The sequence below is a fragment of the Pseudomonas sp. LS-2 genome (genome assembly GCF_003605735.1).
Taxonomy (GTDB): Bacteria; Pseudomonadota; Gammaproteobacteria; order Pseudomonadales; family Pseudomonadaceae; genus Aquipseudomonas.
In genome coordinates this window covers 125,063-149,316 of the sequence record NZ_QXTJ01000002.1, presented here as the reverse complement: position 1 = coordinate 149,316, position 24,254 = coordinate 125,063, and the positions used below count along the sequence as shown (strand labels likewise).

Below are 24,254 nucleotides of genomic sequence, written 5' to 3'. Positions count from 1 at the left end.
GCAAGTTTTCAGTTGCCCGGTGCTTCAAAAGCAGATCTTATTCATCGACGCGTATCGATCAGTGCAAACAAGGAACACCAACGTATGGCGAAAAGACCCTCCGTGGAACAGCGCCGGGAATTCGGGAAATTCCTTTCCAGCCGACGTGCCCGTCTGGAGCCCAAGGATTTCGGCCTGCCCGAGGGCCCGCGTCGCACGCCCGGCCTGCGCCGGGAGGAAGTGGCGCTACTGGCCGGCGTCAGCGTCAGCTGGTACACCTGGCTTGAACAGGGCCGCGATATCCAGCCTTCGCCAGACGCACTGCGCCGCATCGCCAAAGTGCTCAAACTCGACCGCGTCGAGTCGGCTCACCTGTTTGCATTGTCTGCGCTTGAAGCACCCGCGGCTGAAACGGGCGGCGGGGTCAGCGCAGGGCTGGAAATGCTCGTGCGCGCGATCAATCCCATTCCGGCCTACGTGCGTAATTCACGACTCGACATTCTGGCGTGGAACGATGCCATCACCGACTTGTTCGTCGACTACGGTTCGCTGGAACCCCATGAGCGCAATACCCTGCGCCTGCTGTTCCTGTACATCCCTTATCGAACCGTGATCCTGGATTGGGAACAGATGGCGCGGGGAATGATCAGCGCTTTCCGCGCTTCCCGCGCGTTGGCGCAGGACAAGGCGCCTTTCGACAGCCTGATCGAGGAGCTGTCTGCACTGAGCGCGGAGTTTCGCGAGTGGTGGCAGGACACCGACGTCAAAGGCTTCGACGAAGGGCGCAAGCGTCTGTTGCATCCGGTGAGTGGCTATATCGATTTCACCTACGTGGCCCTGACACCTGAGGGCCGTCCGGATCTTTCGCTGGTCACCTATATTCCTCGGCACACTGCCTATGACCCGCAGTCATAGGATAACAACACGCCTTACTGGTCCTGTCGGGCTTCCCTAGAGTGACGGTCATCGCAGCGCAAAACGCGCTGCACCACCGCCAACGAGGTGATACCGATGACCAACCTGAACGCAACTTCGACCCTCTCCGCCTTCGCCACTTCGCGTAACCCGGCGACCGGTGAACTGATCGCGACTTATCCGTTTCAGACCCAGAGCGAAGTCGAGCAACTGCTGGACGTAAACGCCGCGGCCTTCCGCTTGTGGCGTGCCACCCCGATGCGCGAACGTGTCACGGCCTATCGTCGTCTGTCCGCGACCCTGCGCGAGCGTTCGGAAACCTTCGCGGCACTGATCACCGCTGAAATGGGCAAGACCCTGGTTTCGGCCCGCGCAGAGGTCGAGAAGTGTGCGGCCACCCTCGACTGGATTGCGGACAATGGCCCGGCGATCCTGGCCGATGAGCCTGTCAACGTAGACGGAGACGATCAGGTTCACGTTTCCTTCTTGCCCATTGGCACCATCCTCGCCGTGATGCCGTGGAACTTCCCTCTGTGGCAAGTGATTCGTGCGTCGGGGCCGATCATGCTGTCGGGCAACGGGTTCATGCTCAAGCACGCCCCGAATGTCATGGGCTCTGCCTACGCGCTGCAGGACGCTTATGAAGCGGCAGGCTTCCCGAAAGGCTTGTTCATCAACCTCATCGCCGACAATGAAACCGTGGCTCGCACCATCGAAGACCCGCGCATCGCCGCAGTGACCCTGACGGGCAGCATGCGTGCAGGTTCGGCAGTGGCGGCCACCGCTGGCAAGGCACTGAAAAAGAGCCTTCTGGAACTGGGCGGCTCCGACGCCTTCATCGTGCTCGCCGATGCCAATATCGACCTGGCGGTCAAGGCCGCCGTCGAAGCCCGTTTCCAGAACGCAGGCCAGGTCTGTCTCGCTGCCAAGCGCTTTATCGTCGAGCAACCGATCGCCGAAGAATTCACCCGTAAGTTCGTGGCCGCAGTCAAACAGTTGAAGGTCGGTGACCCCCTGGATAATGCCAACAACGTCGGTCCCATGGCACGCGGCGATCTGCGCGACGAACTCGATGGCCAGGTCCAGCGCACCCTCGCCGCCGGCGCGACTCTGCTGCTCGGTGGCAAAAAGATTGAAGGTCCAGGCAACTTCTACGAGCCCACTGTGCTGGCCAACGTCCAGCCTGGCATGGCCGCGTTCGATGAAGAAACCTTTGGACCTGTCGCCGCCATTACCGTCGCAGAAAACGCCGAACACGCCATCGTGCTGACCAACACCAGCGACTACGGGTTGGGCGGCAGCCTGTGGACTCAGGACCTGACGCGCGCGCAACGCATCGCTCGTCGCCTGGAAACCGGTGGGGTTTTCATCAATGGCTTCCCTGCAACCAACGCGCGCATTCCGGTGGGCGGCGTGAAGAAGAGCGGTTACGGTCGCGAGCTCTCGCATTTCGGCTTGCGGGAATTCACCAACGCACAGGCCGTATGGGCCAAAACCATCGACTGAACGCCCCTACGACGCCCCTGAAGTGCAGAGAAAAAACATCATGGGTGATCGTTTCCCGAGCCCCGTCCGGCAGCCGTGCGGGGTTGCCACCGGGAAAAGGGGCCGCCGCGAGCAGCACTGCACTGCTCGCAGATCGCACAACCGTTCGATAACCGCACGGATTCAGCTAAATCCCCTCCACTCGCTGCCCCTTCTTGCGGCAAGCTCCAGCACAGACCCGCAAACAACGCCAATCGCTACTGGCCCTCGGGTTTCACCGTCCGACGGCCAGTTCGACAATCCCCACTCCAGGAACAACCAGGAGCTCGCTTTGATCAATAAAACGTTCGAATCCATCGCCAGCGCGGTGGAAGGAATCACCGATGGTTCAACCATCATGGTCGGAGGCTTCGGCACTGCCGGCATGCCATCCGAACTCATCGATGCGTTGATCGAGACCGGTACCCGCGACCTGACCATCATCAGCAACAACGCCGGCAACGGCGAGATCGGCCTGGCGGCCCTGCTTAAGGCGGGCAGCGTACGCAAGGTGGTCTGCTCATTCCCGCGCCAGTCCGACTCCTACGTCTTCGACGAACTGTACCGGGCCGGCAAGATCGAGCTTGAAGTGGTGCCGCAAGGCAATCTGGCCGAGCGTATCCGTGCAGCGGGCTCTGGCATCGGTGCGTTCTTCTCACCGACCGGCTACGGCACCCTGCTGGCCGAAGGCAAGGAAACCCGCGAGATCGACGGCCGCCAGTACGTCTTGGAAATGCCGCTGCACGCCGACTTCGCGCTGATCAAGGCGTACAAGGGCGACCGCTGGGGCAACCTGATCTACCGCAAGGCCGCACGTAACTTCGGCCCGATCATGGCCATGGCCGCGAAAACCGCCATCGCCCAGGTCGACCAGATCGTCGAACTCGGTGAACTGGACCCGGAACACATCATCACTCCGGGTATCTTCGTCCAGCGCGTGGTTGCCGTCCGTGGCACTGCCGCTTCTTCGATCGCCAACGCTGTCTGAGGCCCGCCATGACCCTTATCAAAAAGCTCTCCCGCACCGAGATGGCCCAGCGCGTGGCCAAAGACATTCAGGAAGGGGCGTACGTAAACCTCGGCATTGGCGCACCGACGCTTGTGGCCAACTATCTGGGCGACAAGGAGATTTTCCTGCACAGCGAGAACGGTCTGCTGGGCATGGGCCCAAGTCCGGCGCCGGGCGAGGAAGACGATGACCTGATCAACGCTGGCAAGCAACACGTCACCCTGCTCACCGGGGGGGCCTTCTTCCACCACGCCGATTCCTTCTCGATGATGCGCGGCGGCCATCTGGACATCGCCGTACTGGGCGCCTTCCAGGTGTCAGTCAAGGGCGACCTTGCTAACTGGCACACCGGCGCCGAAGGTTCGATCCCGGCCGTGGGCGGCGCGATGGACCTGGCCACCGGCGCCCGTCAGGTGTTCGTGATGATGGACCACCTGACCAAGTCTGGCGAAAGCAAGATCGTGCCGGAGTGCACTTACCCGTTGACCGGCATCGGTTGCGTGAGCCGCATTTACACCGACCTGGCAGTGCTGGAAGTGACATCCGAGGGCCTGAAAGTGGTTGAGATCTGCTCTGACATCGACTTTGACGAGTTGCAGAAGCTCAGTGGCGTGCCGCTGATCAAGTGATCGGTGGGCTCCGCCCGCAGCACTGCCCCTGGCTGCCCTCGCGGTGTCGAATCCGACGCTGAAATCATGCTCACCGACGATCTTCTTGAAGGTCGTCTGGTGCGCCTTTTCCCGACTCCATTGCAGCTCGGCCAGTGCATTCTCTGCACTTGGGCGACCGCCGACTGCCCCCCGCCCCCGCCGACCATGCTACCCGCTCGCCATAGCGACCGAGAGTGCTGTAACGCGCCCTTTGCGTTGCGCCTGTTGCACGCGGTCTGACGTCGCTTTCATCGCTGGCTGATATCGCCCCGCCAAAGCTGATAACGTGTACCGCCACTACGAACGTATTGATCACCGACCCTCTCAAGGAACGACATGTTCGAATTCATCTTCTTCGCAATCCTCATTGGCATCGGCGGCACGGCATTACTGGACCTCTGGGCGCGATTGCTCAAGGCAACGCTGGGGCTGCCAACCCCGCCCTGGCACCTGGTCGGTCGCTGGTTCGCCGGGATGCGCAAGGGTCAGTTCGTGCATCGAAACGGCATCAACCATTCCCCTGAAGTACCCCATGAGCTGCGGATCGGCTGGACCCTGCATTACGTGGTCGGCATTGTGTTCGCCGCCGCTTTGCTGCTGATCTGGGGTGTGCAGTGGGCGCATTCTCCGACTTTTTTCCCGGCATTGATCGTCGGGCTGGTCACCATTGGCGCGGGCTGGTTCATCTTGCAACCGGGGATGGGCGTCGGCGTGGCGTGCAACAAGGCACCGAACCCGACCGTGGCGCGGCTGCAAAATGTCGTCGGTCACGTTGTCTTCGCCATCGGTATGTACGGCACGGCGTTGCTGGTCGGTTGAGCTGTCGGTCAGTTGAGCGGTCGCTCGGTTGTGCTGTCTCGGATCAAACGGCGGTGCTTCCGGCTGAACCTCTGCCCGTCCCTGCGGTTCTGAATCTTCAGGGCCGCCCAGGCCTCTCTTCTTCACCCTTCAAAGGAGCCCCCTCATGACTCAGACCGCTTTGGTCGTCGGCGCCAGCGGCATCGTCGGCAGTGCAACCACTCAACTGTTGCTGGAGAACGGCTGGCAGGTCGCCGCCCTCTCCCGTCATCCAGCTCAGGCTGAAGGCGTGATTCCCGTCGCGGCGGACCTGCAGGACCCGACGTCGGTGAAACAGGCGCTCGAAGCCATCAAGCCCAGCCATGTGTTCATCACCACCTGGTCGCGCCAGGCCACCGAAGCCGAGAACATCAAGGTCAATGCGGCGATGGTGCGCAACGTGCTGGACGCGCTGAGTCCGGGCAAAAGCGTCAAGCATGTCGCGCTGGTGACGGGCCTTAAACACTATCTGGGTCCGTTTGAAGCCTACGGCAAGGGTTCGCTGCCACAAACGCCGTTTCGTGAAGAACAGGGCCGTCTGGACATCGAGAACTTTTACTACGCCCAGGAAGACGAGGTGTTTGCCGCTGCCGAGCGCGACGGTTTCACCTGGAGCGTGCATCGTCCGCACACAGTCACCGGTGTCGCGGTGGGCAACGCGATGAACATGGCGACGACGCTGGCGGTGTATGCCTCGATCTGCAAAGCCACCGGCCGGCCGTTCGTGTTTCCGGGCTCTCGCGTGCAGTGGGACAGCCTCACCGACATGACCGATGCGCGGCAACTGGCCAAACAACAGTTGTGGGCCGCGACGACGCCAGCGGCGGCGAATCAGGCCTTCAACGTCACCAACGGCGATGTGTTCCGCTGGAAATGGATGTGGGGGCAAATCGCCGAGTATTTCGGTCTGCATCCAGCCGCTTATCCGCCAAGCGTGTCGCCACTGGAAACCCAGATGGCCGACGATCAGGCCGCGTGGAGCGACATCGTCCGTGAGAACGGTTTGAAGGAGGCTGACATCCATCGCCTGGTTTCCCCCTGGCACACCGACGCTGACCTCGGACGGCCGATCGAGGTGGTCACTGACATGTCGAAAAGCCGGGCATTGGGGTTCAAGGAATTTCAGGCGAGCGATCAGGCGTTTTTCGATGTGTTCGATGAATTGCGGGCGCGCAAGTTGATTCCGTAATCTTGAACAGCATCCTGCAGACGCTGTGCGGTAATCACCTGTAGCCGTCCGCCGGGCGGCGGCAGCGATTCAAAAGACGCCACCGCCGGCAAGCCGTGCTGCTACAGCGCATGATCCGACGAACCATCAGGTGCAGCCGACACCGCCTCTGTAGCAGTCCGGCTTGCCGGCGGCAGCGATTCAAAAGACGCCGGGGGCAAGCGGTTTAAACCGTCGCGACCAGGCGCCCGACCTCGGCCATCAGCGAGTTGATCTGTTCGCTGGTGGCTTTGGACTCGGAGTAATAGACCGTCACGATCAGCGGTGGCCGGTCGGTCGGCCAGACAATCGCCACGTCGTTGCTGGCGTTGTTGCTCCCCGATCCTGTCTTGTCCCCTACCCGCCAGCCTTTGGGCAAGCCAGCGCGCAGCTTCTGGTCGCCGGTTTTGTTGCTGGCCAGCCAGGCGCTCAACTGATCCCGCGATGCGCCGGATAACACCTCGCCGAGCAGCAGTGTGCGCAAGCTTTGCAGCATGGCAATCGGGGTGGTGGTGTCCTGAAGATCGCCGGGGCGGTTTTCATTGAGCTCGGGCTCATGGCGGTCAAGTCGAGTGGTCTGATCGCCAATCGAGCGCAGCCACGCCGTCAGCCCCGGGGGACCGCCGAAACTGTCGAGCAACAGGTTGGCTGCGGTGTTGTCGCTGAGGGTGACGGCGGCTTCGCAGATCGAGCCGACGCTCAACCCGCCCTCACCTGCGTGCTGCTCGGTGACAGGTGAATAGGTCACCAACTGATCCTGGCCATAGACGATCAGCCTCGAAAGGTCCTCATCCTTGAGGTCGACCCGCGCCAAAACGTAGGCGGCGGCCAGGGCTTTGAAGGTGCTGCACAGGGCGAAGCGTTCCTCACCACGGTGGCTGACCAGGCGCTGGTTGCCAGTGTCGAGAATCGCCACGCCCAGACGCCCGCCATGACGGAGCTCCAGTGCAGCGAGTTGTGCTTCGATTGAAGGTCCTGGCGCGGCGCCGGCGTCAGCGGCCAGGGCATGGAGACTCCATAGCGCCGGAACGGTCAGCAGCGAGGCTCCGATCAGGTTTCTGCGGGTGATCGACATACACGTCCTTGTGGTGATGAATGAGCGACATGATCGCCGAAGCGGCAACATTGCGCTATCGCTGCCCGGCTTCGACGATCAACTCAAACGCAAACACCCGGTCGAGTCTTCGATCACCGATGTCGACTGAACGTGGAAACCGAGCGCACCCAGGTGATCAGACGCAGGGTCGCAGGGTTGTCATGTTCCTCGTGGCTGGCGGCCAGTTCCCCGGCCAGTGAGGCCAGGGATTGCGGCAACAGCCACGACACTTCCTGCTCGGTGGCATGCATCAGATTGGGATCGTCTTCTTTCTCGAACACTGGCCATTCACTCATCGCAAATACTCCCGTCAAACATGTTCTGCACACGCATGGATGTTTACAGATCGAGCACCAACGGCCCTGAGGCCGGGACTGCGCAGCAGATCAGCACGTGGTCCGCCGCCGGCATTTCGGCGGGTGGAACCGGGTAATGCACCTGGCCGCTGACGAGCCGCGTCTTGCACGTACCGCAGGAACCGCCGCGGCAACTGTATTCGGGTTCAAGGCCACGACTCTCTGCCAGTTCCAGCAACGTCCCGCCATCGGGTTGCCAGCGGGCTTCCTTGGCGGAGCGTTCGAACAGCACCGGCACCGATTCGGTGGCGGCAGGCGGCTGTAGCAGCGCGACAGTCGGCTGATCGCTGGTGCGCTTGAGGGTCGAGGGACCGAAAGTCTCGGCATGAATCCGTTCGTCACGGACATGCATGGCCCTCAGCTCGTCATACAGCCCTTGGGTGAAGCTGGCCGGTCCGCAGACATAAAAATCGAAGTCGTTGAACGGCAACAGCGCTTTGAGCAGATTCAGGTCAATACGACCTGCAAGGTGAAAGTCTTTGCTTAAACGAGCCTCGCGCTCGGGCTGGCTCAGCAGACGGACAGCCGTCAGTTGTTCCCCGGCTTTGGCAACCAGTGTGTCCAATTCTTCGCGAAAAGCCAGATCCACCAGACGACGTGCACTCTGGATGAACCAGGTCGGGCGCATGCGACGCACGCGCAGCCCCTCGTAAACCACCTCACGCAGCATCGACAGCATGGGCGTGACACCGATTCCCGCCCCGAGCAGCACCAGCGGACGGCGCTCCTGAGCGTCGACCACGAAGCTGCCCTGCGGCGCACGGCCGTCGATCAGATCGCCGACCTTGAGGGCGTCGTGCAGGTGCGCTGACACCAGCCCGTCACGTTTGACGCTGATGCGGAAGAAGCCATCGGACGGCGCGCTCGACAAGCTGTAGGTGCGTATCACCGGTTTGCTCTGCCCTTCCAGCAGCAGGCGCAATGGCAAATGCTGACCGGCCTTGAACGCAGGCAGGCCGGCGCCGTCGGCGGGCTCGAAGTAAAAGGAGCGAATGCCTGCGCTTTCGTCGGCGATGCGCGTCACTCGCAACGGCCGCCACTGATCACGCAGCGCATCGGCCTGCAGACGGGCGGCAGTCTGGTCCCAGTCCCCGGTCATCAGGCTGTTGGGGGAAAAACCCTGGAATTCCCAGCGTGAACGCAAGGCCTGCGGACGACGCACGACGGCCTCGACTTTCACTTGCCAGAGCCGCTCGGCGCCCTGGAAGGCGGCGATTTCCGGGCCGTCGAGAATCACGGTGGTGCGGCCCACCAGCTGTAACAGATCGCCGGTGGTGAAATCGATGAACACCAGCCCTGCTCTCGGATTGACCAGAAAGTTGCCCAGGGTATTGAAATGCAGGTTGCCGGCGAAATCGGGAATGGTCAGCACGTCGCCTTCGACCCGCACGAAACCGGCCTGCCCGCCGCGATGGGACACGTCCACCGAGCGGTGCGGCTGATCGCCTTCAAGGTCTGCGTAGCTGGCGACAAAAAAAGTGTCAGCGGCGCGAATGGTTGCCACGGCGGCCTCATCCAGTGCGCTCATGCGCTCGACCGGCGCGCGCTGCGTCACTTTGGGCAACGCTATCTGTTTGAGTTCACGCAACTGGATGTACTGCGGGCAGTTGCCGAACGAATGCTCGACCAATACCGAAAAACCCCGATCAGTGACCTGCTCGACATGGCCGTTGATGCGGTTGCGCCGACGGGTGTGCAAGTCGATGCCGAGCATGCCCACGGCCGCGCCCGGTACGAAGTGCGCGGCCATCGGGTCGTCGCTGTCTGGCAGACGGGAAAACTGCAGATGTCGAGGATCGGGTGAGGCGATGAAACCTGCGTCGGCGTCCAGCAGGCTCGCCCACGGCCAGCCCTCGGCGTCCACCGCGCCGATGAACATATACGGCAGATGCTCGTAGAATTCGCGGTGCTGGTCGGGCATGTAGTCACGGATGACTTTCTTGCCCACAACGCCCATGCGCTCGGCGACGCCAACCCTGGCTTGCAGTTCGATCTCGCCAGAATGCCAGGGCGAGGGTCTTTCGGAAGTGATGTCGTTCATGACGCGGACTCCCTGAAGGTGTAGAGGTCTGTAGCAGCAGGGCTCGCTGGCGGCGCCATCTGGGGCATCGCGACCACGGGCAAGCCGCACTGCTATAGAAGATCGGCGTCCTGGGCGGTCGCCTTCAGCATGGGATCAAACCACCAGGCCGGCCTTGGTCTTGGGCATTGGCACGAAGCCTTCCAGGCCTTCGATTCGCGCAAGCCAGGCACGTACATTCGGATATTCCTGCAGCGAGACGTTGCCTTCCGGCGCATGAGCGATGTAACTGTAGCCCGCAACATCGGCGATGGTGGGATGGTCGGCAGCCAGAAATTCGCGACCGTCCAGGTGAGTCTCGATCACTTGCAGCACAGCGTGAGCACGGTCGATGGTGTCTTTAGGGTCAAAGCCGGCGCCGAACACGGTGATCAGGCGAGCACGGGCCGGGCCGTTGTTGATCTGACCCGCGGCGACTGCCAGCCAGCGTTGCACCTGTGCGGCACCGGCAGCGTCGGCCGGCAGCCATTTGCCCGTGGTGTCGTATTTCTTCGCCAGGTACACCAGAATCGCCGTGGAGTCAGCGACGAGTGTTCCGTTGTCGTCGATCACCGGCACTTGGCCGAACGCGTTGATTGCCAGGTACTCGGGGCGTTTGTTCGCACCCTTTGCCAGATCGACGAATTCAATCTGTGGATCGAGCCCCAGCAGCGACAGCATCAGCTGGGCACGATGAGAGTGGCCGGACAATGGAAAGTGATAGAGCTTGATGGCATTCATGGGTTTGGCTCCTGAGGCTGTCGTGGGTATTGGGTCAGCGCGCAAGGTGGGTTGTCGTCAACCGGTTCACCGCGCTGATGGCCCAATAATGATCCACGACGCCAAAGCGCAGAATCACCAGAAAAGGCAATCCAGCATTTCACTCAATGAAATGATCAGGGAGGGAAGCAACGCGGTCAGTGCCGCAGCACCGGGTGCTGGCGCAGGCGCTCCACGGCGAAGTCGATGAAACTGCGCACCCGCGCCGATGCGCGCCTGCCCTCGCGGTACACGAGGTGCACCGGCAGCGAATCGGGCTCAAAGCCATCGAGTACCGGGCACAAACGCCCCGCTTCAAGATGCTCATGGACTTCGTGGCTCAGGCAGGACGCGAGCCCTGCGCCATTGATCGCAGCATTGATGGCGGCCAACTGCGTGGTGCAACGCAGCGTAGGCTTCAAGGCGACGTTACGCAGCGAGCCCTCGCGTTGAAAGCGCCACTCCAGCATCCGGTTGCTGGCCGTGCAGAACACCAGCGAATGCCCGGCAAGATCGACCGGCGTGCGTGGCGCGGCTCGACGCTCCAGATACGCCGGGCTGGCGCAGATCATTTGCCGCACCGTACCGACCTTGCGCGCGACCATGTAGCCATCCGGTAGCGCCCCGATGAGCACGGCGACGTCGATGCCCTCCTCGTGCAGATTGGGAAAGCTGTCCTGGTAGGTCACGGACATTTCGATGCCAGGCCTTGCGTCCATATAGTCGAGCACCACCGGCATCAGCAAGCGGTCGCCAAACAGCAGCGGCGTGACCAGCTTCAGCAAACCGCGAGGCTCGACGTGCAGTCCGTTGGCCGATGCTTCCGCTTCCTCCACCGCGCGCAGCAAGCGCGAACAGTCAACGGCAAACACGCGGCCGACCTCGGTCAATGTCACGCCACGGGTGCTGCGCATCAGCAATCGGGTGCCCAGACGCCTTTCCAGCGCGGCCAGCGCGCGGCTGACGGTCGCCTCGGACACGCCGAGCCTGCGCGACGCCGCCGCCAACCCCTGTTCCGTGGCAACGGCATCGAACACGGTCATCTGCTGGTGGCGGTCCATCAGCGATGACTCCGTCCTGCCGCCCTGATCGCCGGATCTTGCGCCATGCGCTCGACACAGTAATCGACGAACGTGCGCACCTTGGCCGACACTTTCCGTTCCGCCTGATAACAGACGTGTATCGGCAGGGCAGGCTCTTCGAATTCTTCGAGCACCAGTTCCAGCGCGCCGCTGGCCACCTGACTCGCGACCTGATAGGACAACACGCGAGTGACGCCCCACCCCATGGTCGCGGCCGTGATTGCGGCCTGATTCGCCGATACGGTCAATCGCGATTGAAGGTCGACATGCAACGGCTTGCCGCCCTCCATGAATTCCCAGCGCCGCAGAAGCACACTGGCATGCGAGACGACCAGTCGATGTTGTTTGAGGTCTTCTGGATGCTGCGGCCGCCCATGGGCGGCGAGGTAGTCGGGTGATGCGCAAAGCACTCGGCGCACCTCGCCGACCTTTACGCCATGTTGGGTGCTGTCCATCAAATGACCGATGCGCACGGCCACATCGATGCCCTCTTCCACCATTTGCGTGACCCGGTCGAGCAACAGCGCGTTGATGCTGACGCCAGGGTATTGCTGCAGATAGCCCACCACCAGCGGCATCACGAACAGCTCGCCGAAGAGCATCGAGGCGGTGATTGTAAGCTGGCCGACCGGTGCGGCGATGCTGCCGCCAGCGGAGTCTTCGGCTTCTTCGAGTTCGCTGAGAATGCGTCGGCAATCGGTGAGATAACGTTGACCCGCCTCGCTCAGATGCACGCTGCGGGTGGTGCGCGACAGCAGCAGCGTGCCAANTTCAGACGTCGCGCGGCGGTGGCAAAACTGCGCTCTTCGCACACGGCGACGAACACCTGCATCTCCTGAAATCTATCCATCGGGCTCAGCTCGACCGCATTCATCTAGGTGGTTGCGATAGTAGCGTCTCGATGCGTGATCCGTCAGACGGAACGCAATCTTCCAATCCTCGATTTCTCGTGGGAGACAGCTTGCTGGCGCCTACTTGATTCTGGCGCAAGGCTGGGAGCTGCCGGGGGTGGCGCTCCACCTCGCCAGCGATCTGCCCGGCACCGGCAGCAAGATCAGCGATTGGATATCAGACCCACCGTATGCACAGGTTTTGCTGCCGCTGCGCGCCAGATCGCCGACAAGTCGGGCTCCCACGCCTCCGGCAGAAGCAGATTGCGGCGTGATTCGAGTTTTGATTCTGGGCGAAGGCCGTGGGAGCCAGCTTGCTCGCGAAACGTCATTCCAGACAACGCAATGTCGACTGAACCACCGCTTTTCGCCAGCAAGCCGGTTCCCACAAGGTCGGTGCTCAATGAACGGTCACTGTGAACGACGCAAGCGGTTGTCGATTATCCAGCGCGTCACAACCACTGACGCGCCATCACCCACATCCCGAACCCCACGGCCATCAAGCCCCACGCCAGCAGAGGGTGAAACATCACCCGCCAGACCAGCGCCCGCGGCTCAAAGCCTACGCCGTGCACGAAACCACCGGCCACGCCCCACATGATCAGCATCAGCAGACTGTGGGAGTAGTGGCCGTCGGCGTTGAGCATCGAGGCCGGATGAATCAGCAGCACCAGGCTCAGGGGCACCGCCATCAGCAGGGACAAAGCCCGGCCGATGGCATGCTTGAAGGGTGCGACCCACGCATCAGCTGTCACGACTGTTTTCCAGAGCATTGGCGTCCGACGACTCCAGCCACAAGGCGTTGATGATGCCGAAGCTGCAGGCGAGCAACACGCCGAGTATCCAGGCGAAATACCACATGACATATCTCCTTAGTAGAGCCCGTGAGGGTTATGGTCGATGTGCGCGGTGGTGACCTTGCCCCACATCTTGGCGTAGCACCACAGCGTGTAGCAGAGGATCAACGGCACGAAGATGGCCGCCGCGATCATCATGATGGTCAGGGTCTTGTGGCTCGACACTGCGTCCCAGACGGTCAGGCTGGACGCCGGATCAAGGCTGGACGGCATGACGAACGGAAACATCGCGAAGCCTGCGGTACACAGCGCGCCGACGATCGCCAGGCTGCTGCCCAGAAACGCCGTTCTGCCCTGCCCCGCGCTGGCGCCGAGCAGCGCCAGCAAGCCACCGAAAATCCCCAGCAACGGAGCAATCACGGTCAACGGATGCGCGTGGTAGTTAGCCATCCAGCCGGGGTTCGATGCGGCGACGGTCTTGCCCAGCGGGTTGAGCGCGGCACTGGCGTCGAACGCCGAGGTGATCTCCAGCCCTTGAATGCCACCGACCAGCAACCACACGCCAGCGCCGATGAACGACAGCAGGAACACCAGCGACAGCCACTGCGCCGCACGCCGTGAACGACGGGCGATCGCGCCCTCGGTGCGCATCATCAGCCAACTGCCGCCGTGCAGACCGAGCATGCTCAGGCTGACCACACCGGCCAGCAGGCCGAACGGGCCGAGCAGTTGCCAGAAGTTGCCTTGATAGCTGGAGCGCAGGGTCTCGTCGAACTGGAACGGCACACCCAGCAAAAGGTTGCCGAACGCCACGCCGAACACCAGCGAAGGCACCAGCCCCCCGACGAACAGCCCCCAGTCCCAGCTTTGCCGCCAGCGGGTGTTCTCCAGCTTGCTGCGGTAATCGAAGCCCACCGGCCGCACGAACAGCGCGAACAGCACCAGCAGCAGTGCCCAGTACAACCCGGAAAACGCGGCCGAATACACCAGCGGCCAGGCCGCGAACAGCGCGCCACCGGCGGTGATCAGCCACACCTGATTGCCTTCCCAGTGCGGGGCGATCGTGTTGATCACCACCCTTCTTTCGTTGTCGCTGCGGCCCACGAACGGCATCAGCATCGCTGCGCCCAGATCGAAGCCGTCGGTCAGGGCGAAGCCAATCAGCAGCACGCCGATCAGCACCCACCAGATCAGTTTGAGTGTCTCGTAATCGAACATCGTGCGTTCCTCAGGCCAGCGTCGGTTGTGGATTGGCAGACATCTCAGCGTCCCGCCGCTCGAAGTGGTAGCGACCGGTGTGCAGGCTGCTCGGGCCAAGGCGGGCGAACTTGATCATCAGGTACATTTCGATGATCAGCAGCACGGTATAGAAGCCGACCAGCGCCAGAATCGAGGCCAGCACATCGCCTGAAGACAGGGTCGAGGCGGACAGGTGCACCGGCAGCACTTCACCGATGGACCAGGGCTGACGACCGTGCTCGGCGACCCACCAACCTGTCTGAGTGGCGATCCACGGCAATGGCAGGCTGAACAGCGCCCACTTGAGCAACCAGCGCTTGGTCGATTCGTTCTTGCGCGCCGAGGCCCAGAATGCGCAGGCGAACAACAGCAGCATCAGCACGCCGCTGAGCACCATCATGCGAAAGGTCCAGAAGATCGACGCGACATGGGGAATGGAATCCAGCGCCGCCTGATGGATCTGCTGCTCATTGGCGTCCACCACCTTGTCGGTGTATTTCTTCAGCAGCAGGCCGTAGCCCAGATCCTTTTTCACACCGTTGAAGGCGTCGAGGGTCTGCTCGCTCTTGTCGCCGGCGCGCAGTTTGCCCAACAGGTCGTACGCCACCATGCCGTTGCGGATGCGGCCCTGGTGCTCGCTGACCAGATCCTTGATGCCCGTCACCTGGGTGTCCAACGAGCGGGTGGCGATGATGCCCATCACGTAGGGGATTTTCACCGCGTAATCGGTTCGCTGGGTTTCCTGGTTCGGCAGCCCGAACAGGGTGAATGCAGCCGGTGCAGGTTCGGTTTCCCATTCCGCTTCGATGGCCGCGAGCTTGGTCTTCTGCACGTCGCCGATTTCGTAGCCGGACTCGTCGCCCAGTACGATCACTGACAGGATCGAGGCCATACCGAACGCCGAAGCGATGGCGAACGAACGGCGTGCAAAACCGGTGTCGCGGCCCTTGAGCAGATACCAGCTGGAAATCGCCAGCACGAAAATCGCACCGGTGACGTAACCGCTGGCGACGGTGTGGACGAACTTGACCTGCGCCACCGGATTGAAGATCAAGTCGCTGAAGCTGGTCAGCTCCATGCGCATCGTGGCGAAGTTGAACTCGGCGCCGACCGGGTTTTGCATCCAGCCGTTGGCGATCAGAATCCATAAGGCCGACAGGTTCGAACCAATCGCCACCAGCCAGGTGACGCTCAAGTGCTGCACACGGCTCAATCGATCCCAGCCGAAGAAGAACAGGCCAATGAAGGTTGATTCGAGGAAGAACGCCATCATCCCTTCGATGGCCAGCGGCGCACCGAAGATGTCGCCGACGTAATGGCTGTAGTAGGCCCAGTTGGTGCCGAACTGAAACTCCATGGTCAGGCCGGTGGTGACACCCAGGGCGAAGTTGATGCCGAACAGCTTGCCCCAGAACTGGGTCATGTCCTTATAGACCTGCTTGCCGGTCATCACGTAGACCGACTCCATGATCGCCAGCAAAAACGTCATGCCCAGCGTCAACGGAATAAACAGAAAGTGGTAAAGCGCGGTCATTGCGAACTGCAGCCGAGATAAGTCGACGACTGATTCCGAAATCATTTTGGGTTCTTCTCAGAAGGTTCGGGAGGGGCGCCCAATACATGCAGGCCAGCTTGCACCCCGTCGTCCTTGACCTCGACCGGCGCGTCGAACCAGACGCTACGGATGCCCATCAGCAGAACCAGTTTGATCACCAGGATCAGGCCGATGTCTTTTGCCAGAGGGTGTTTGAGGAAATCGAAAGGACCGGGCATGTTCAATACTCATCGGGGTGCAGGGTATTTTTCCTACAGACCGGTCCGAGACCTTTGATCTGGATCAAGGAACGCCGAGTGCTCTGGTGTGGCAGAACGCCACAGGCCGGAAGCCACGGTGCATCCGTTTGCATGCGAAACACCCGCACCGACCTCGCCACCGACTCCAACGCCAAGGTGCCGGCGAGCCAGCGAATGGGCGGCTCGGTGACCACATGATGAACGGCAGACAATCATTTCAAGTGGCGGATTTTTCAGCCGATATCATGGCTGTATAAGGCAGTCCGCCCCGTTCCTGCGCATGCCACCGGACCGGAGAGGCGGCCGATGCTGCCGTCGATGAGGTCGCCTTCCATGACACCCCCACCGCTCAATCACAAAGTCCGCAGCGTGTTTTCCGGCGCGGTGCTGCTGTGTCTGAGTATTTGCAGCACCCAGGCCGGTCCGATTCGTGTCGTCACCGAAGAACTGCCGCCCTACAACATGACCCGCGACGGCCAGTTGACCGGCATGAGCACCGAGGTGGTGCAGGCGGTGCTCAAGGAGGTCAACGTCCAGGCCAGCATTCAGTCCATGCCGTGGGCGCGGGCCTATGACCTGGCGTTGCATGACCCTGACGTGCTGATCTATTCCATCACCCGCACGCCCGCTCGGGAGCACCTGTTCAAATGGGTCGGCACCATTGCCGCTTCCCGTTGGTACATTTATTCCGCAGCGAGCCATCCGATCACACTGCTGGACCTCAACGACGCCCGTGACTGGCAGACCGCGACCGTCAACGAGGATGTCGGGGAGCAATACCTGATCGGCAAGCAGTTCGTCATCGGTCAGCATCTGCAGTCCAGCAATCGCTATGAACTCAACTATCAGAAGTTGCAGACCGGCCATGTCGACCTGTGGATCTCCGACGAATTGAATGCCGCCTGGCTGGCGCATCAGGCCGGCGAGGAACCCGCGCGAACACTGGTGCAATCCTTGCGTATCCCGGAACTGGAGGAGTCTGGAGGTTTCAACATGGCCTTCAGTACCGGAACCGCCGATGCGACTGTCGAGCTATTCCGGGAGGGGTTGAACACGATCCGTGAAAACGGAACCTACGATGCCATTGCGCGGAAATGGAATTGAGCATGCTCGCCGAGTCCGAATCGAAACGGCCTGAGGACACCGTTGCGCCCCCGCGTACCAGCTCGCTGGCCCGTCGGCTGGCGTTTGCCACGCTCGCATTCTGCGTATTGTTCACGGTGGCAACGGTCAGTGTGCGGACGTGGTTCGCGTGGGGCAACAACCTGTCGACCATGAAGGCCGAACTGGGCCTGATCGATCAGGTGTTTCAGGGCACCTTGTCCAAGGCGGTCTGGGAAATGGACAACGAAGCCCTGCAGGCGCAGATCGACAGCGTGGCCCTTGCGCCTCCCGTTGGCCGCGTGGAACTGCGCATTCTGCGCCCCGGACGTGCGCCGGAAGTCCTTGAACGTCAGCATCCGGGACACACCGGTTCGATTCTCGCGCCGGCCCTGCGTCGGCAATTGACCGTCACGCCCTACCCCGGCGCCAACGAGGTGGTCGGCGAGTTGACCATCGAGGGTGACGAAAGCCTGCTCTGGCGGCGCTTGTGGAAGGAAGTCGGGATCATCATGCTGACCCAGATCATCCAGTCGCTGGCACTGGCCGGGCTGATCATGGGCATGTTCAACCGCTCCGTGACTCTGCATGTGCGGCGCATCGCCCGGCATCTGGAGCAACTGACCCCGCAGAACCTCAAACACCATCTGACCCTGGAGCGCCGAGGCAAGGCCACTGACGAGCTGGACCTGCTGGAAGCCGGGGTCAACGACCTGCAAGACAAGCTGGCCAACCACATCGAACGCCAGACCCGCGACGAACTGGCGCTGGCCGCCAGCCGTGATCAGTTGGCCGAGCTGGTGGAACAGCGCACCGCGCAGTTGAAAGCGGCGAACATCCGTCTGGAAGCCCTGACCCGCTTCGACCCGCTCACCGGCCTTGCCAACCGCCGACACTTCGACGAGCTCAAGGAACTTGAATTCAACCGGGCGAAGCGCCATGAGCAACCGTTTTCGGTGCTGATGTGCGACATCGACTTTTTCAAGCTGTACAACGACACCTATGGCCACGCGATGGGCGATCAATGCCTGCGGGACGTGGCGCTGACCATGAGCGCGCTGTTCTGCCGCTCCGGTGAACTGGTGGCCCGGCTGGGTGGTGAAGAATTCGCCGTGCTTTTACCGGGCCAGACCCGTGATCAGGCGCTGGAGTCCGCCGAACGCCTGCGCACGTTGCTCGGCAATCAGAAGCTGCCCCACAGCGCATCGACGGTGTCGCCTTATGTGACCTTGAGCATTGGCATCGCCGAACTCGACGTCACCACCATGCAGCGTTTCGACCAGTTGCTGCAAAGCGCCGACAAGGCCTTGTACCGGGCCAAGAGCCAGGGCCGCAACCGGTGCATGATCTGAGCAGGGAGAAGATCCGGATGAGTCGTACCCGACGTTCGATCAAACTGGGCTGTGGCGTCTTTTCCGCAACCGTCATGCTCTGGGCTTGCCTGAGCGCTCACGCCGAAACCCTTCAGGTGGTGACCGAAGACTCTTCCTACAGCGAACTCAAAGACGGCAAGGTCGTGGGAGTCGCCAGCGAAATCGTCGAAAAGACCCTCGCCGGCGCCGGTATCACCGATTACCACATGGCGCTTTATCCCTGGGCCCGCGCCTACGACATGGCGCGGCTGGAACCGGATGTGCTGATCTACCCGATCATCCGCAGCCCCGAGCGCGATCCGTTGTTCAGGTGGGTCGGCGAACTCGACCGTGTCACACCGGTGTTCTACAAACTGCGCGAGCGCCGGGACGTTGTGGTCAGGGGGCTGGCCGACGCGAAGAACTTCACCGTGGGCGTGGTGCGCGACGATTCGCGGCAGCAATACCTGGAAGCCAGGGGGTTCAGCAGAATGGTGGTGTCGGCCACTAACCTGGACAACCTGCGCAAGCTGATCAGCGGCCAGGTAGCGCTGGTGCCAATGCCGGAGCGCGAAGCGCGGGAACAATGCAACGATTTGCACATCGCCTATGAAGACCTCGAAGCGGCCTACACCCTGGACGAGTTGTCCAAAGGTTTGTATGTGGCGGTGAGCCTCAAGACCCCGGAAGAAACGGTCCAGCGCATCACCGCCGCCTTCGCCCGGTTGAAGGATGACGGCACCGTTGCGAAGGCGCTGGCGCATTAAACGATCAGGCTACGCCGCGTTCACGAAGTCTTCACAATCGATCTGAAAAACTCCGCGCGAGTTTGACTCCCCTTATCAATCCTCCTGTCCCTGACAGGTTCGTCTGACGTGCCGGTCGCAGGGATAGGACCACTGAACGCACGTGCAGGCCTCGCTTCGAGTAATGCTCTATATGGAAATGCGTTCAAGGCTCAGACCCGTCACCTCCACCCGCCTCGTCATGCTGTTCTCTCTTGCTCTGGTTGTCTTCTACAACCTGGCGACCTGGCACGCCCTTCTCGGATTGACCCAACTGCAAGGCATCAAGGCGGCGGTGTTCTACCTCTCTTTCGCTGTGTTCCTATGGGCCGCCATTACGCTGCTGTTGACGCCCTTCTCCTTCCGCCCGACCCTCAAGCCCGTGCTGAGTCTGGTTGCGCTGTGTTCTGCAGCGGCGGCGTATTTCATGAACAGCTACGGCATCAGCATCGACACGACCATGATGCAGAACGTGCTGGAGACCAACCCCGGTGAAGCCAAAGCCCTGATCAGCGGCAAGCTGTTCCTGTATCTGGGCCTGCTGGGCGCGTTGCCGATCGCGCTGATCTGGTGGGTGCCGGTGACGTATCGCCGGGTACTGCCGGGGCTGGTGAACAAGGTGCTGGTCTGCCTCGGCTGCATCCTGGTGATTGCCGCCTCGGTGGGACCGTTCTACTCGACCTACGCGCCGATCTTCCGTGACGAAGACAAACTGACTCACTTCATCAACCCGACCAACTACATTTATGCCGTCGGCAAGCTGACCAAACAGACGGTGGCGATCAAGGAAACGCTGAAGATCCAGACTGTCGGTGCCGACTCGGCGCTGAGCCCGCAAGCGCAGCAGCGCCCGAAAAAGAGCCTGATGATCTTCGTCGTCGGTGAAACCGCCCGCGCCGACCACTTCTCGCTCAACGGCTATGAGCGCGAGACCAATCCGGAATTGAAGAAACAGGACATCCTCAACTTCACCCACGTGGCCTCCTGCGGTACGTCCACGGCAGTCTCCGTGCCGTGCATGTTCTCTAAATTCCCGCGCACCGATTACAGCGACAAGAAAGGCAAGACCTATGAAAGCCTGCTGGACATGCTGCAACGCGCCGGTTTGAAGGTCCTGTGGCTGGACAACAACAGCGATTGCAAAGGCACCTGCCTGCGCGTGCCCCACAGCGATATTCCGAAGGCCCAGCCGAGCGCGTTCTGCGACGGCCAGAACTGCCTGGACGAATCGCTGCTGGTCGGTCTGCAGGCGTACATCGATTCGCTTCAGGACAATGCGATCATCGTTCTGCACTCCGATGGCAGCCACGGCCCGGAATACTACGACCGCTACCCAAAATCCATGGAGCGCTTNAAGAGCGTCTACGACAACACGATCCTCTACACCGACCATTTCCTGTCGCAGACCATCGAGCTGCTCAAGCGCAATCAGGACAAGGTCGACACCTCGATGATCTACGTCTCCGACCATGGCGAGTCCCTCGGCGAAAACGGCATCTACCTGCACGCGGCGCCGTACGCCATCGCCCCGAGCGCACAGACCCATGTGCCGATGGTCATGTGGTTCGGCAACCAGACGCTGGAAGATGCCAGCATCGACCGTAGCTGCCTGGCCGCCAAGCAGAACCAGCCGGACCTGAGCCATGACTACATGTTTCATTCGGTGCTAGGCTTGCTTGGCGTCAATACCACTGAATATCAACCGGCTCTGGACATCTTCCACAGCTGCAAACGCAATAACGGATGATCTGACATGGCCCCCCAGAACCCGGTAAATCACGCAGCGACACCGGTGTTCTGGCGGGACGCACAGCTGCCGTTCATCGAAGCCCGCTCCATCGCCGACGGGCGCAAGGTCTGTTATTCGCGCCACTCCCATGAAGTGTTTTCCATCGGTGCCATCACCGCTGGCCAGAGCACCTATCTGCACGAAAAGACGACCCAGACAATCAGCACCGGTACCGTCGTGCTGATGAACCCCGGCGATGTTCATGCCTGCAATCCCATCGACGATCAGCCCTGGTCGTACATCATGCTGTACGTCGATGCGCAGTGGCTGGGCCGGGTTCAGCAGGCCTGCGGTGTCGAGGGTTTTCGTGGGTTGCCGGCCACATTCAGTATCGATCCCGATCTGTTTGCCGGATTGCTGGGACTGCACGAGACCTTGATCGATCCAGCGCGCGAATCACTGGAGAAACACGAAGCGGCCATCGCGTTTTTCACCCTGATGCAGCAGCGTCTGGGAGGGTCTGATGCGCCGCTGAAGAAGGTCAACTTGAAGGTCGAGCGCGCGGCGCAGTACATCAACCAGCACTACTTGCGGGCGATCCGGCTGGAGGAAATCTGCCAGGCAGCCAATCTGTCCGAGGCTTACCTGATTCGCGCCTTCGAGCAGCACTATCACATGACGCCCCATGCTTACCTGATCAACCGGCGCATTCAGCACGCACAGGCACAGCTGCGTGAGGGCGAGCCGATTGCCGATATCGCCCAGCAGAGCGGCTTTGCCGATCAGGCGCATTTTCAGCGGGTGTTCAAAAAGCATCTGGCGGCGACGCCGGGGCAATACCGCCAATGACCGGGCGAACAGTGTCAGACGTACAACAGCTTCACACGTAAAACAGCGACACCGCACAGCCCGCCAACAGCGCCGCCATGCTGCGGTTGAAGATGCGGATCCGTTGCGGGCTGCGCAGGTACGGGCCCAGAAATGCCCCCGCATACACCCAGCTCGCCACGGACAGGTAACACACCACGAAGTAGATCAGCGCAAACAGGCCGATCAGCCGCGCCTCGCCATCGGCCACGAATGCGCCCATCCCTGCCACTGCCGCCAGCCATGCCTTCGGGTTGAGCCACTGCATCACCGCACCCTGCCAGAACGATGGCTGACGTGTGGGCGTGTCGACGTTCAGATGCCCGTTGTCCACGGCCAGCTTCCAGGCCAGATACACCAGAAACGCTATCCCGGCCCAGCGAATGATGTCAGTTAGCATAGGATACTGGTGCAGCACCTCATGCAGGCCGAAGCCAGTGAAGACCAGCAGCACGACAAAGCCGACGGTCGCCCCAGAGACATGCCGCAGACTGGCGCCGACACCGAATTGCGCGCCGGCACTCAGCGCAACGACATTCACCGGCCCCGGTGAAATCGACGCCGCGAGGGCAAAGGCCGCCATGGATATCATCAGGTTCATTGCCGCAACGCTCCGTTCATTGAATGTCGGAGGACGTTAACGGAGGCGGATGTTTGGGTATTGAAGAAAACTGACCAGTGTTCCTTTGCACTGACGTCCGGTGGGCGCCGGCTTGCTGGCGCCCACCAGGGTATGCGTTGGCCGACTAATCGCGTGCCTGCGACAACGGCCGCGCCACCTGCTCCAGCGACTTGCGCTCCGAGGCCACGCCCCAGGTCGCCTGCACGGCCGCCGCCAGCAGCATCAATGCCGCGCCGATCAGGTAGCCAATGAACACCGGTCCGCGCTGATGGCTGTCGATCAACTCGCCGAACAGGGTCGGGCCGACGATCCCGCCCAGCGCGGTGCCGAAGGCATAGAACACCGCAATCGCCAGCGCGCGTATCTCCAGCGGGAACGTCTCGGCCACGGTCAGATAGGCAGAGCTGGCCGCCGCGGAGGCGAAGAAAAAGATGATCATCCACGCGATGGCCTGCTGGGTCACCGTTAACAGCCCTTGCTCGAACAGGTAGCCGCTGATGCTCAACAGTACGGCTGAGACAGCGTAAGTCAGGCTGATCATGACCCGACGGCCTACCACATCGAACAGACGCCCCAGAAGCAGCGGACCGCAGAAATTACCCAATGCCAGCGGCAACACGTAATAACCGATCGACGCCGACGGCACGTCGTAGAACTCGGTCAGCACCAGCGCATAGGTAAAGAAGATCGCATTGTAGAAAAACGCCTGGGCGGTGAGCAGCGTCAACCCCACCAGCGCCCGTCGCCGATAGACGTTGAACAAGGTGTCGAAGATTTCGCGCAACGGTGTGTGGTCCCGCGCATGCAGACGCAACTTGGGTCCCTCGACCGGCAGCAGTTCGTGCCCCTGACGACGAAAACGATCCTCGATGCCTTCGACGATCACCCGCGCTTCTTCGCCCTGGCCGTGGATCAACAGCCAGCGCGGGCTCTCCGGTAGCCAAAGGCGCATCAGCAGGATGACAAGACCCAGCACCGCACCAATCCCGAAGCACAGACGCCAACCCAGATCGCCGCCGATCCAGCCGGGGTCGAGCAATATGATCGAGCCGCCCGCGCCCAGCGCCGCGCCGATCCAGAATGTGCCATTGATGGTCAGATCGACCCAGCCACGGAATCGCGCCGGGGTGAATTCCTGAATCGTAGAATTGATCGCCGTGTACTCGCCGCCAATGCCCATGCCGGTCAGAAACCGAAACAGCATGAAGCTCCACAAGCTGAAGGAGAATGCCGTTGCAGCGGTGGCACTGATGTAGAGCGCCAGCGTGATGAAGAAAAGCTTGCGCCGCCCGAGTCGGTCGGTGAGCCAGCCAAAGAACAACGCCCCCAGCACCGCTCCTGTGATGTAAGCACCGCCCGCCAGACCGATGTCGGCATTGGTCAGCCGCAACACCGGGCTCTCTTTCAAGGCTCCGGACACCGAACCGGCCAGGGTGACCTCAAGACCGTCGAGCAACCAGGTGATGCCCAGCGCGAACACCAACAGCGTATGGAACCGGCCCCACGGCAGCCGGTCCAGACGCGCCGGAAGGTCAGTTTCGAAGATCGCGCCTGCGTCTGCCATCGTTGGTCCCTCACACCAGAGATCGGGATGACCTCTGGTGT

At 61.6% G+C, this 24,254-nt stretch carries 24 protein-coding genes and 2 pseudogenes; 13 read left to right on the top strand and 13 right to left on the bottom strand.

Going from position 1 to position 24,254, the window contains the following annotated elements:
• Positions 1 to 84: 84 nt before the first annotated feature.
• From D3M70_RS01550 to D3M70_RS01525, 6 genes are all read left to right on the top strand, one after another.
• A complete protein-coding gene (locus D3M70_RS01550; protein ID WP_120123776.1) occupies positions 85 to 894 on the top strand; it encodes a helix-turn-helix transcriptional regulator in 810 nt (269 codons plus the stop codon).
• Positions 895 to 990: 96 nt separating this feature from the next.
• The gene (locus D3M70_RS01545) at positions 991 to 2,400 is read left to right on the top strand and encodes an NAD-dependent succinate-semialdehyde dehydrogenase (RefSeq protein ID WP_120123774.1); all 1,410 of its coding nucleotides are present in this window, start codon (positions 991 to 993) and stop codon (positions 2,398 to 2,400) included.
• A 310-nt stretch (positions 2,401 to 2,710) separates the two neighbouring features.
• Positions 2,711 to 3,406, top strand: a complete 696-nt coding sequence (locus D3M70_RS01540) for a 3-oxoacid CoA-transferase subunit A (RefSeq protein WP_120123772.1) — start codon at positions 2,711 to 2,713, stop codon at positions 3,404 to 3,406.
• 8 nt (positions 3,407 to 3,414) lie between these two features.
• Positions 3,415 to 4,056 carry a 3-oxoacid CoA-transferase subunit B gene (locus D3M70_RS01535; RefSeq protein ID WP_120123771.1) on the top strand — a complete coding sequence of 214 codons (642 nt, stop codon included), beginning with the start codon at positions 3,415 to 3,417 and terminating at the stop codon, positions 4,054 to 4,056.
• 357 nt (positions 4,057 to 4,413) lie between these two features.
• Positions 4,414 to 4,896 carry a DUF2938 domain-containing protein gene (locus tag D3M70_RS01530; RefSeq protein WP_120123769.1) on the top strand — a complete coding sequence of 161 codons (483 nt, stop codon included), beginning with the start codon at positions 4,414 to 4,416 and terminating at the stop codon, positions 4,894 to 4,896.
• 145 nt (positions 4,897 to 5,041) lie between these two features.
• Positions 5,042 to 6,103, top strand: a complete 1,062-nt coding sequence (locus D3M70_RS01525) for an SDR family oxidoreductase (protein ID WP_120123767.1) — start codon at positions 5,042 to 5,044, stop codon at positions 6,101 to 6,103.
• A gap of 205 nt (positions 6,104 to 6,308) precedes the next feature.
• Here D3M70_RS01525 and bla read toward each other — a convergent pair whose 3' ends face one another.
• Positions 6,309 to 7,196, bottom strand: coding sequence for a class A beta-lactamase (gene bla, locus D3M70_RS01520; protein WP_120123765.1), 888 nt, complete (start codon positions 7,194 to 7,196; stop codon positions 6,309 to 6,311).
• Here bla and D3M70_RS31865 point away from each other — a divergent pair.
• Positions 7,186 to 7,326, top strand: coding sequence for a hypothetical protein (locus D3M70_RS31865; protein ID WP_165869712.1), 141 nt, complete (start codon positions 7,186 to 7,188; stop codon positions 7,324 to 7,326). The genes bla and D3M70_RS31865 overlap by 11 nt on opposite strands.
• On the opposite strand, the gene D3M70_RS01515 is transcribed toward D3M70_RS31865, so the two are convergent.
• The 10 genes and pseudogenes from D3M70_RS01515 to cydP form a co-directional block, all read right to left on the bottom strand.
• Positions 7,310 to 7,513 carry a hypothetical protein gene (locus tag D3M70_RS01515; RefSeq protein ID WP_120123763.1) on the bottom strand — a complete coding sequence of 68 codons (204 nt, stop codon included), beginning with the start codon at positions 7,511 to 7,513 and terminating at the stop codon, positions 7,310 to 7,312. The genes D3M70_RS31865 and D3M70_RS01515 overlap by 17 nt on opposite strands.
• A 43-nt stretch (positions 7,514 to 7,556) precedes the next feature.
• Positions 7,557 to 9,614 (bottom strand): pyridoxamine 5'-phosphate oxidase family protein, encoded by a 2,058-nt coding sequence (locus tag D3M70_RS01510; RefSeq protein WP_120123762.1) that lies wholly within the window; start codon positions 9,612 to 9,614, stop codon positions 7,557 to 7,559.
• A gap of 135 nt (positions 9,615 to 9,749) precedes the next feature.
• Positions 9,750 to 10,373, bottom strand: a complete 624-nt coding sequence (locus tag D3M70_RS01505; protein WP_120123760.1) for a glutathione S-transferase family protein — start codon at positions 10,371 to 10,373, stop codon at positions 9,750 to 9,752.
• A 176-nt stretch (positions 10,374 to 10,549) separates the two neighbouring features.
• Complete coding sequence (locus D3M70_RS01500; protein ID WP_120123758.1) at positions 10,550 to 11,452, bottom strand: LysR family transcriptional regulator; 903 nt, start codon at positions 11,450 to 11,452, stop codon at positions 10,550 to 10,552.
• A pseudogene (locus D3M70_RS01495) lies at positions 11,452 to 12,242 on the bottom strand (LysR substrate-binding domain-containing protein); the annotation flags it as partial. The pseudogene D3M70_RS01495 and the gene D3M70_RS01500, both read right to left, overlap by 1 nt.
• A 573-nt stretch (positions 12,243 to 12,815) precedes the next feature.
• Positions 12,816 to 13,118, bottom strand: coding sequence for a cyd operon YbgE family protein (locus tag D3M70_RS01485; protein WP_256659660.1), 303 nt, complete (start codon positions 13,116 to 13,118; stop codon positions 12,816 to 12,818).
• Positions 13,108 to 13,224, bottom strand: coding sequence for a cytochrome bd-I oxidase subunit CydX (gene cydX, locus D3M70_RS01480; protein WP_120123903.1), 117 nt, complete (start codon positions 13,222 to 13,224; stop codon positions 13,108 to 13,110). Before cydX ends, D3M70_RS01485 begins: the two co-directional genes overlap by 11 nt.
• Positions 13,225 to 13,235: 11 nt before the next feature.
• The gene (cydB, locus tag D3M70_RS01475) at positions 13,236 to 14,378 is read right to left on the bottom strand and encodes a cytochrome d ubiquinol oxidase subunit II (RefSeq protein WP_120123752.1); all 1,143 of its coding nucleotides are present in this window, start codon (positions 14,376 to 14,378) and stop codon (positions 13,236 to 13,238) included.
• Between the two features lie 10 nt (positions 14,379 to 14,388).
• The gene (locus D3M70_RS01470; RefSeq protein WP_120123750.1) at positions 14,389 to 15,978 is read right to left on the bottom strand and encodes a cytochrome ubiquinol oxidase subunit I; all 1,590 of its coding nucleotides are present in this window, start codon (positions 15,976 to 15,978) and stop codon (positions 14,389 to 14,391) included.
• Positions 15,975 to 16,172: a cytochrome oxidase putative small subunit CydP gene (gene cydP / locus D3M70_RS01465; RefSeq protein WP_120123748.1), complete on the bottom strand. Its 198-nt coding sequence runs from the start codon at positions 16,170 to 16,172 to the stop codon at positions 15,975 to 15,977. Before cydP ends, D3M70_RS01470 begins: the two co-directional genes overlap by 4 nt.
• Before the next feature lie 354 nt (positions 16,173 to 16,526).
• Between cydP and D3M70_RS01460 the strand changes: the two genes are divergently transcribed.
• The 6 genes and pseudogenes from D3M70_RS01460 (at position 16,527) to D3M70_RS01440 (ending at position 22,009) form a co-directional block, all read left to right on the top strand.
• The gene (locus tag D3M70_RS01460) at positions 16,527 to 17,297 is read left to right on the top strand and encodes an ABC transporter substrate-binding protein (protein ID WP_120123901.1); all 771 of its coding nucleotides are present in this window, start codon (positions 16,527 to 16,529) and stop codon (positions 17,295 to 17,297) included.
• 2 nt (positions 17,298 to 17,299) lie between these two features.
• Positions 17,300 to 18,646, top strand: a complete 1,347-nt coding sequence (locus D3M70_RS01455; protein WP_120123746.1) for a diguanylate cyclase — start codon at positions 17,300 to 17,302, stop codon at positions 18,644 to 18,646.
• Between the two features lie 17 nt (positions 18,647 to 18,663).
• The gene (locus D3M70_RS01450) at positions 18,664 to 19,413 is read left to right on the top strand and encodes an ABC transporter substrate-binding protein (RefSeq protein ID WP_256659659.1); all 750 of its coding nucleotides are present in this window, start codon (positions 18,664 to 18,666) and stop codon (positions 19,411 to 19,413) included.
• Positions 19,414 to 19,585: 172 nt separating this feature from the next.
• Positions 19,586 to 20,784: pseudogene (locus tag D3M70_RS01445) on the top strand (phosphoethanolamine transferase); the annotation flags it as partial.
• Position 20,785: 1 nt separating this feature from the next.
• The coding region (locus D3M70_RS32510; protein ID WP_256659658.1) for a sulfatase-like hydrolase/transferase at positions 20,786 to 21,178 on the top strand (393 nt) is incomplete at its 5' end.
• Between the two features lie 6 nt (positions 21,179 to 21,184).
• Positions 21,185 to 22,009: an AraC family transcriptional regulator gene (locus tag D3M70_RS01440; protein WP_120123744.1), complete on the top strand. Its 825-nt coding sequence runs from the start codon at positions 21,185 to 21,187 to the stop codon at positions 22,007 to 22,009.
• Between the two features lie 31 nt (positions 22,010 to 22,040).
• Here D3M70_RS01440 and D3M70_RS01435 read toward each other — a convergent pair whose 3' ends face one another.
• Both D3M70_RS01435 and D3M70_RS01430 read right to left on the bottom strand, forming a co-directional pair.
• Positions 22,041 to 22,628, bottom strand: a complete 588-nt coding sequence (locus D3M70_RS01435; RefSeq protein ID WP_120123743.1) for a LysE family translocator — start codon at positions 22,626 to 22,628, stop codon at positions 22,041 to 22,043.
• 145 nt (positions 22,629 to 22,773) lie between these two features.
• Positions 22,774 to 24,213 carry an MFS transporter gene (locus tag D3M70_RS01430; protein ID WP_120123741.1) on the bottom strand — a complete coding sequence of 480 codons (1,440 nt, stop codon included), beginning with the start codon at positions 24,211 to 24,213 and terminating at the stop codon, positions 22,774 to 22,776.
• Between the last annotated feature and the right edge of the window lie 41 nt (positions 24,214 to 24,254).

Coding starts and splice junctions, on each gene's coding strand:
- cydP (WP_120123748.1), bottom strand. CDS start 16,172: ATGCCCGGTCCTTTCGATTTCCTCAAACACCCTCTGGCAAAAGACATC.
- bla (WP_120123765.1), bottom strand. CDS start 7,196: ATGTCGATCACCCGCAGAAACCTGATCGGAGCCTCGCTGCTGACCGTT.
- D3M70_RS01515 (WP_120123763.1), bottom strand. CDS start 7,513: ATGAGTGAATGGCCAGTGTTCGAGAAAGAAGACGATCCCAATCTGATG.
- D3M70_RS01545 (WP_120123774.1), top strand. CDS start 991: ATGACCAACCTGAACGCAACTTCGACCCTCTCCGCCTTCGCCACTTCG.
- D3M70_RS01455 (WP_120123746.1), top strand. CDS start 17,300: ATGCTCGCCGAGTCCGAATCGAAACGGCCTGAGGACACCGTTGCGCCC.
- D3M70_RS01530 (WP_120123769.1), top strand. CDS start 4,414: ATGTTCGAATTCATCTTCTTCGCAATCCTCATTGGCATCGGCGGCACG.
- D3M70_RS01550 (WP_120123776.1), top strand. CDS start 85: ATGGCGAAAAGACCCTCCGTGGAACAGCGCCGGGAATTCGGGAAATTC.
- D3M70_RS01430 (WP_120123741.1), bottom strand. CDS start 24,213: ATGGCAGACGCAGGCGCGATCTTCGAAACTGACCTTCCGGCGCGTCTG.
- D3M70_RS01535 (WP_120123771.1), top strand. CDS start 3,415: ATGACCCTTATCAAAAAGCTCTCCCGCACCGAGATGGCCCAGCGCGTG.
- D3M70_RS01470 (WP_120123750.1), bottom strand. CDS start 15,978: ATGATTTCGGAATCAGTCGTCGACTTATCTCGGCTGCAGTTCGCAATG.
- D3M70_RS01525 (WP_120123767.1), top strand. CDS start 5,042: ATGACTCAGACCGCTTTGGTCGTCGGCGCCAGCGGCATCGTCGGCAGT.
- cydB (WP_120123752.1), bottom strand. CDS start 14,378: ATGTTCGATTACGAGACACTCAAACTGATCTGGTGGGTGCTGATCGGC.
- D3M70_RS01505 (WP_120123760.1), bottom strand. CDS start 10,373: ATGAATGCCATCAAGCTCTATCACTTTCCATTGTCCGGCCACTCTCAT.
- D3M70_RS01500 (WP_120123758.1), bottom strand. CDS start 11,452: ATGGACCGCCACCAGCAGATGACCGTGTTCGATGCCGTTGCCACGGAA.
- D3M70_RS01440 (WP_120123744.1), top strand. CDS start 21,185: ATGGCCCCCCAGAACCCGGTAAATCACGCAGCGACACCGGTGTTCTGG.
- cydX (WP_120123903.1), bottom strand. CDS start 13,224: ATGTGGTATTTCGCCTGGATACTCGGCGTGTTGCTCGCCTGCAGCTTC.
- D3M70_RS01510 (WP_120123762.1), bottom strand. CDS start 9,614: ATGAACGACATCACTTCCGAAAGACCCTCGCCCTGGCATTCTGGCGAG.
- D3M70_RS01450 (WP_256659659.1), top strand. CDS start 18,664: ATGAGTCGTACCCGACGTTCGATCAAACTGGGCTGTGGCGTCTTTTCC.
- D3M70_RS01460 (WP_120123901.1), top strand. CDS start 16,527: ATGACACCCCCACCGCTCAATCACAAAGTCCGCAGCGTGTTTTCCGGC.
- D3M70_RS01435 (WP_120123743.1), bottom strand. CDS start 22,628: ATGAACCTGATGATATCCATGGCGGCCTTTGCCCTCGCGGCGTCGATT.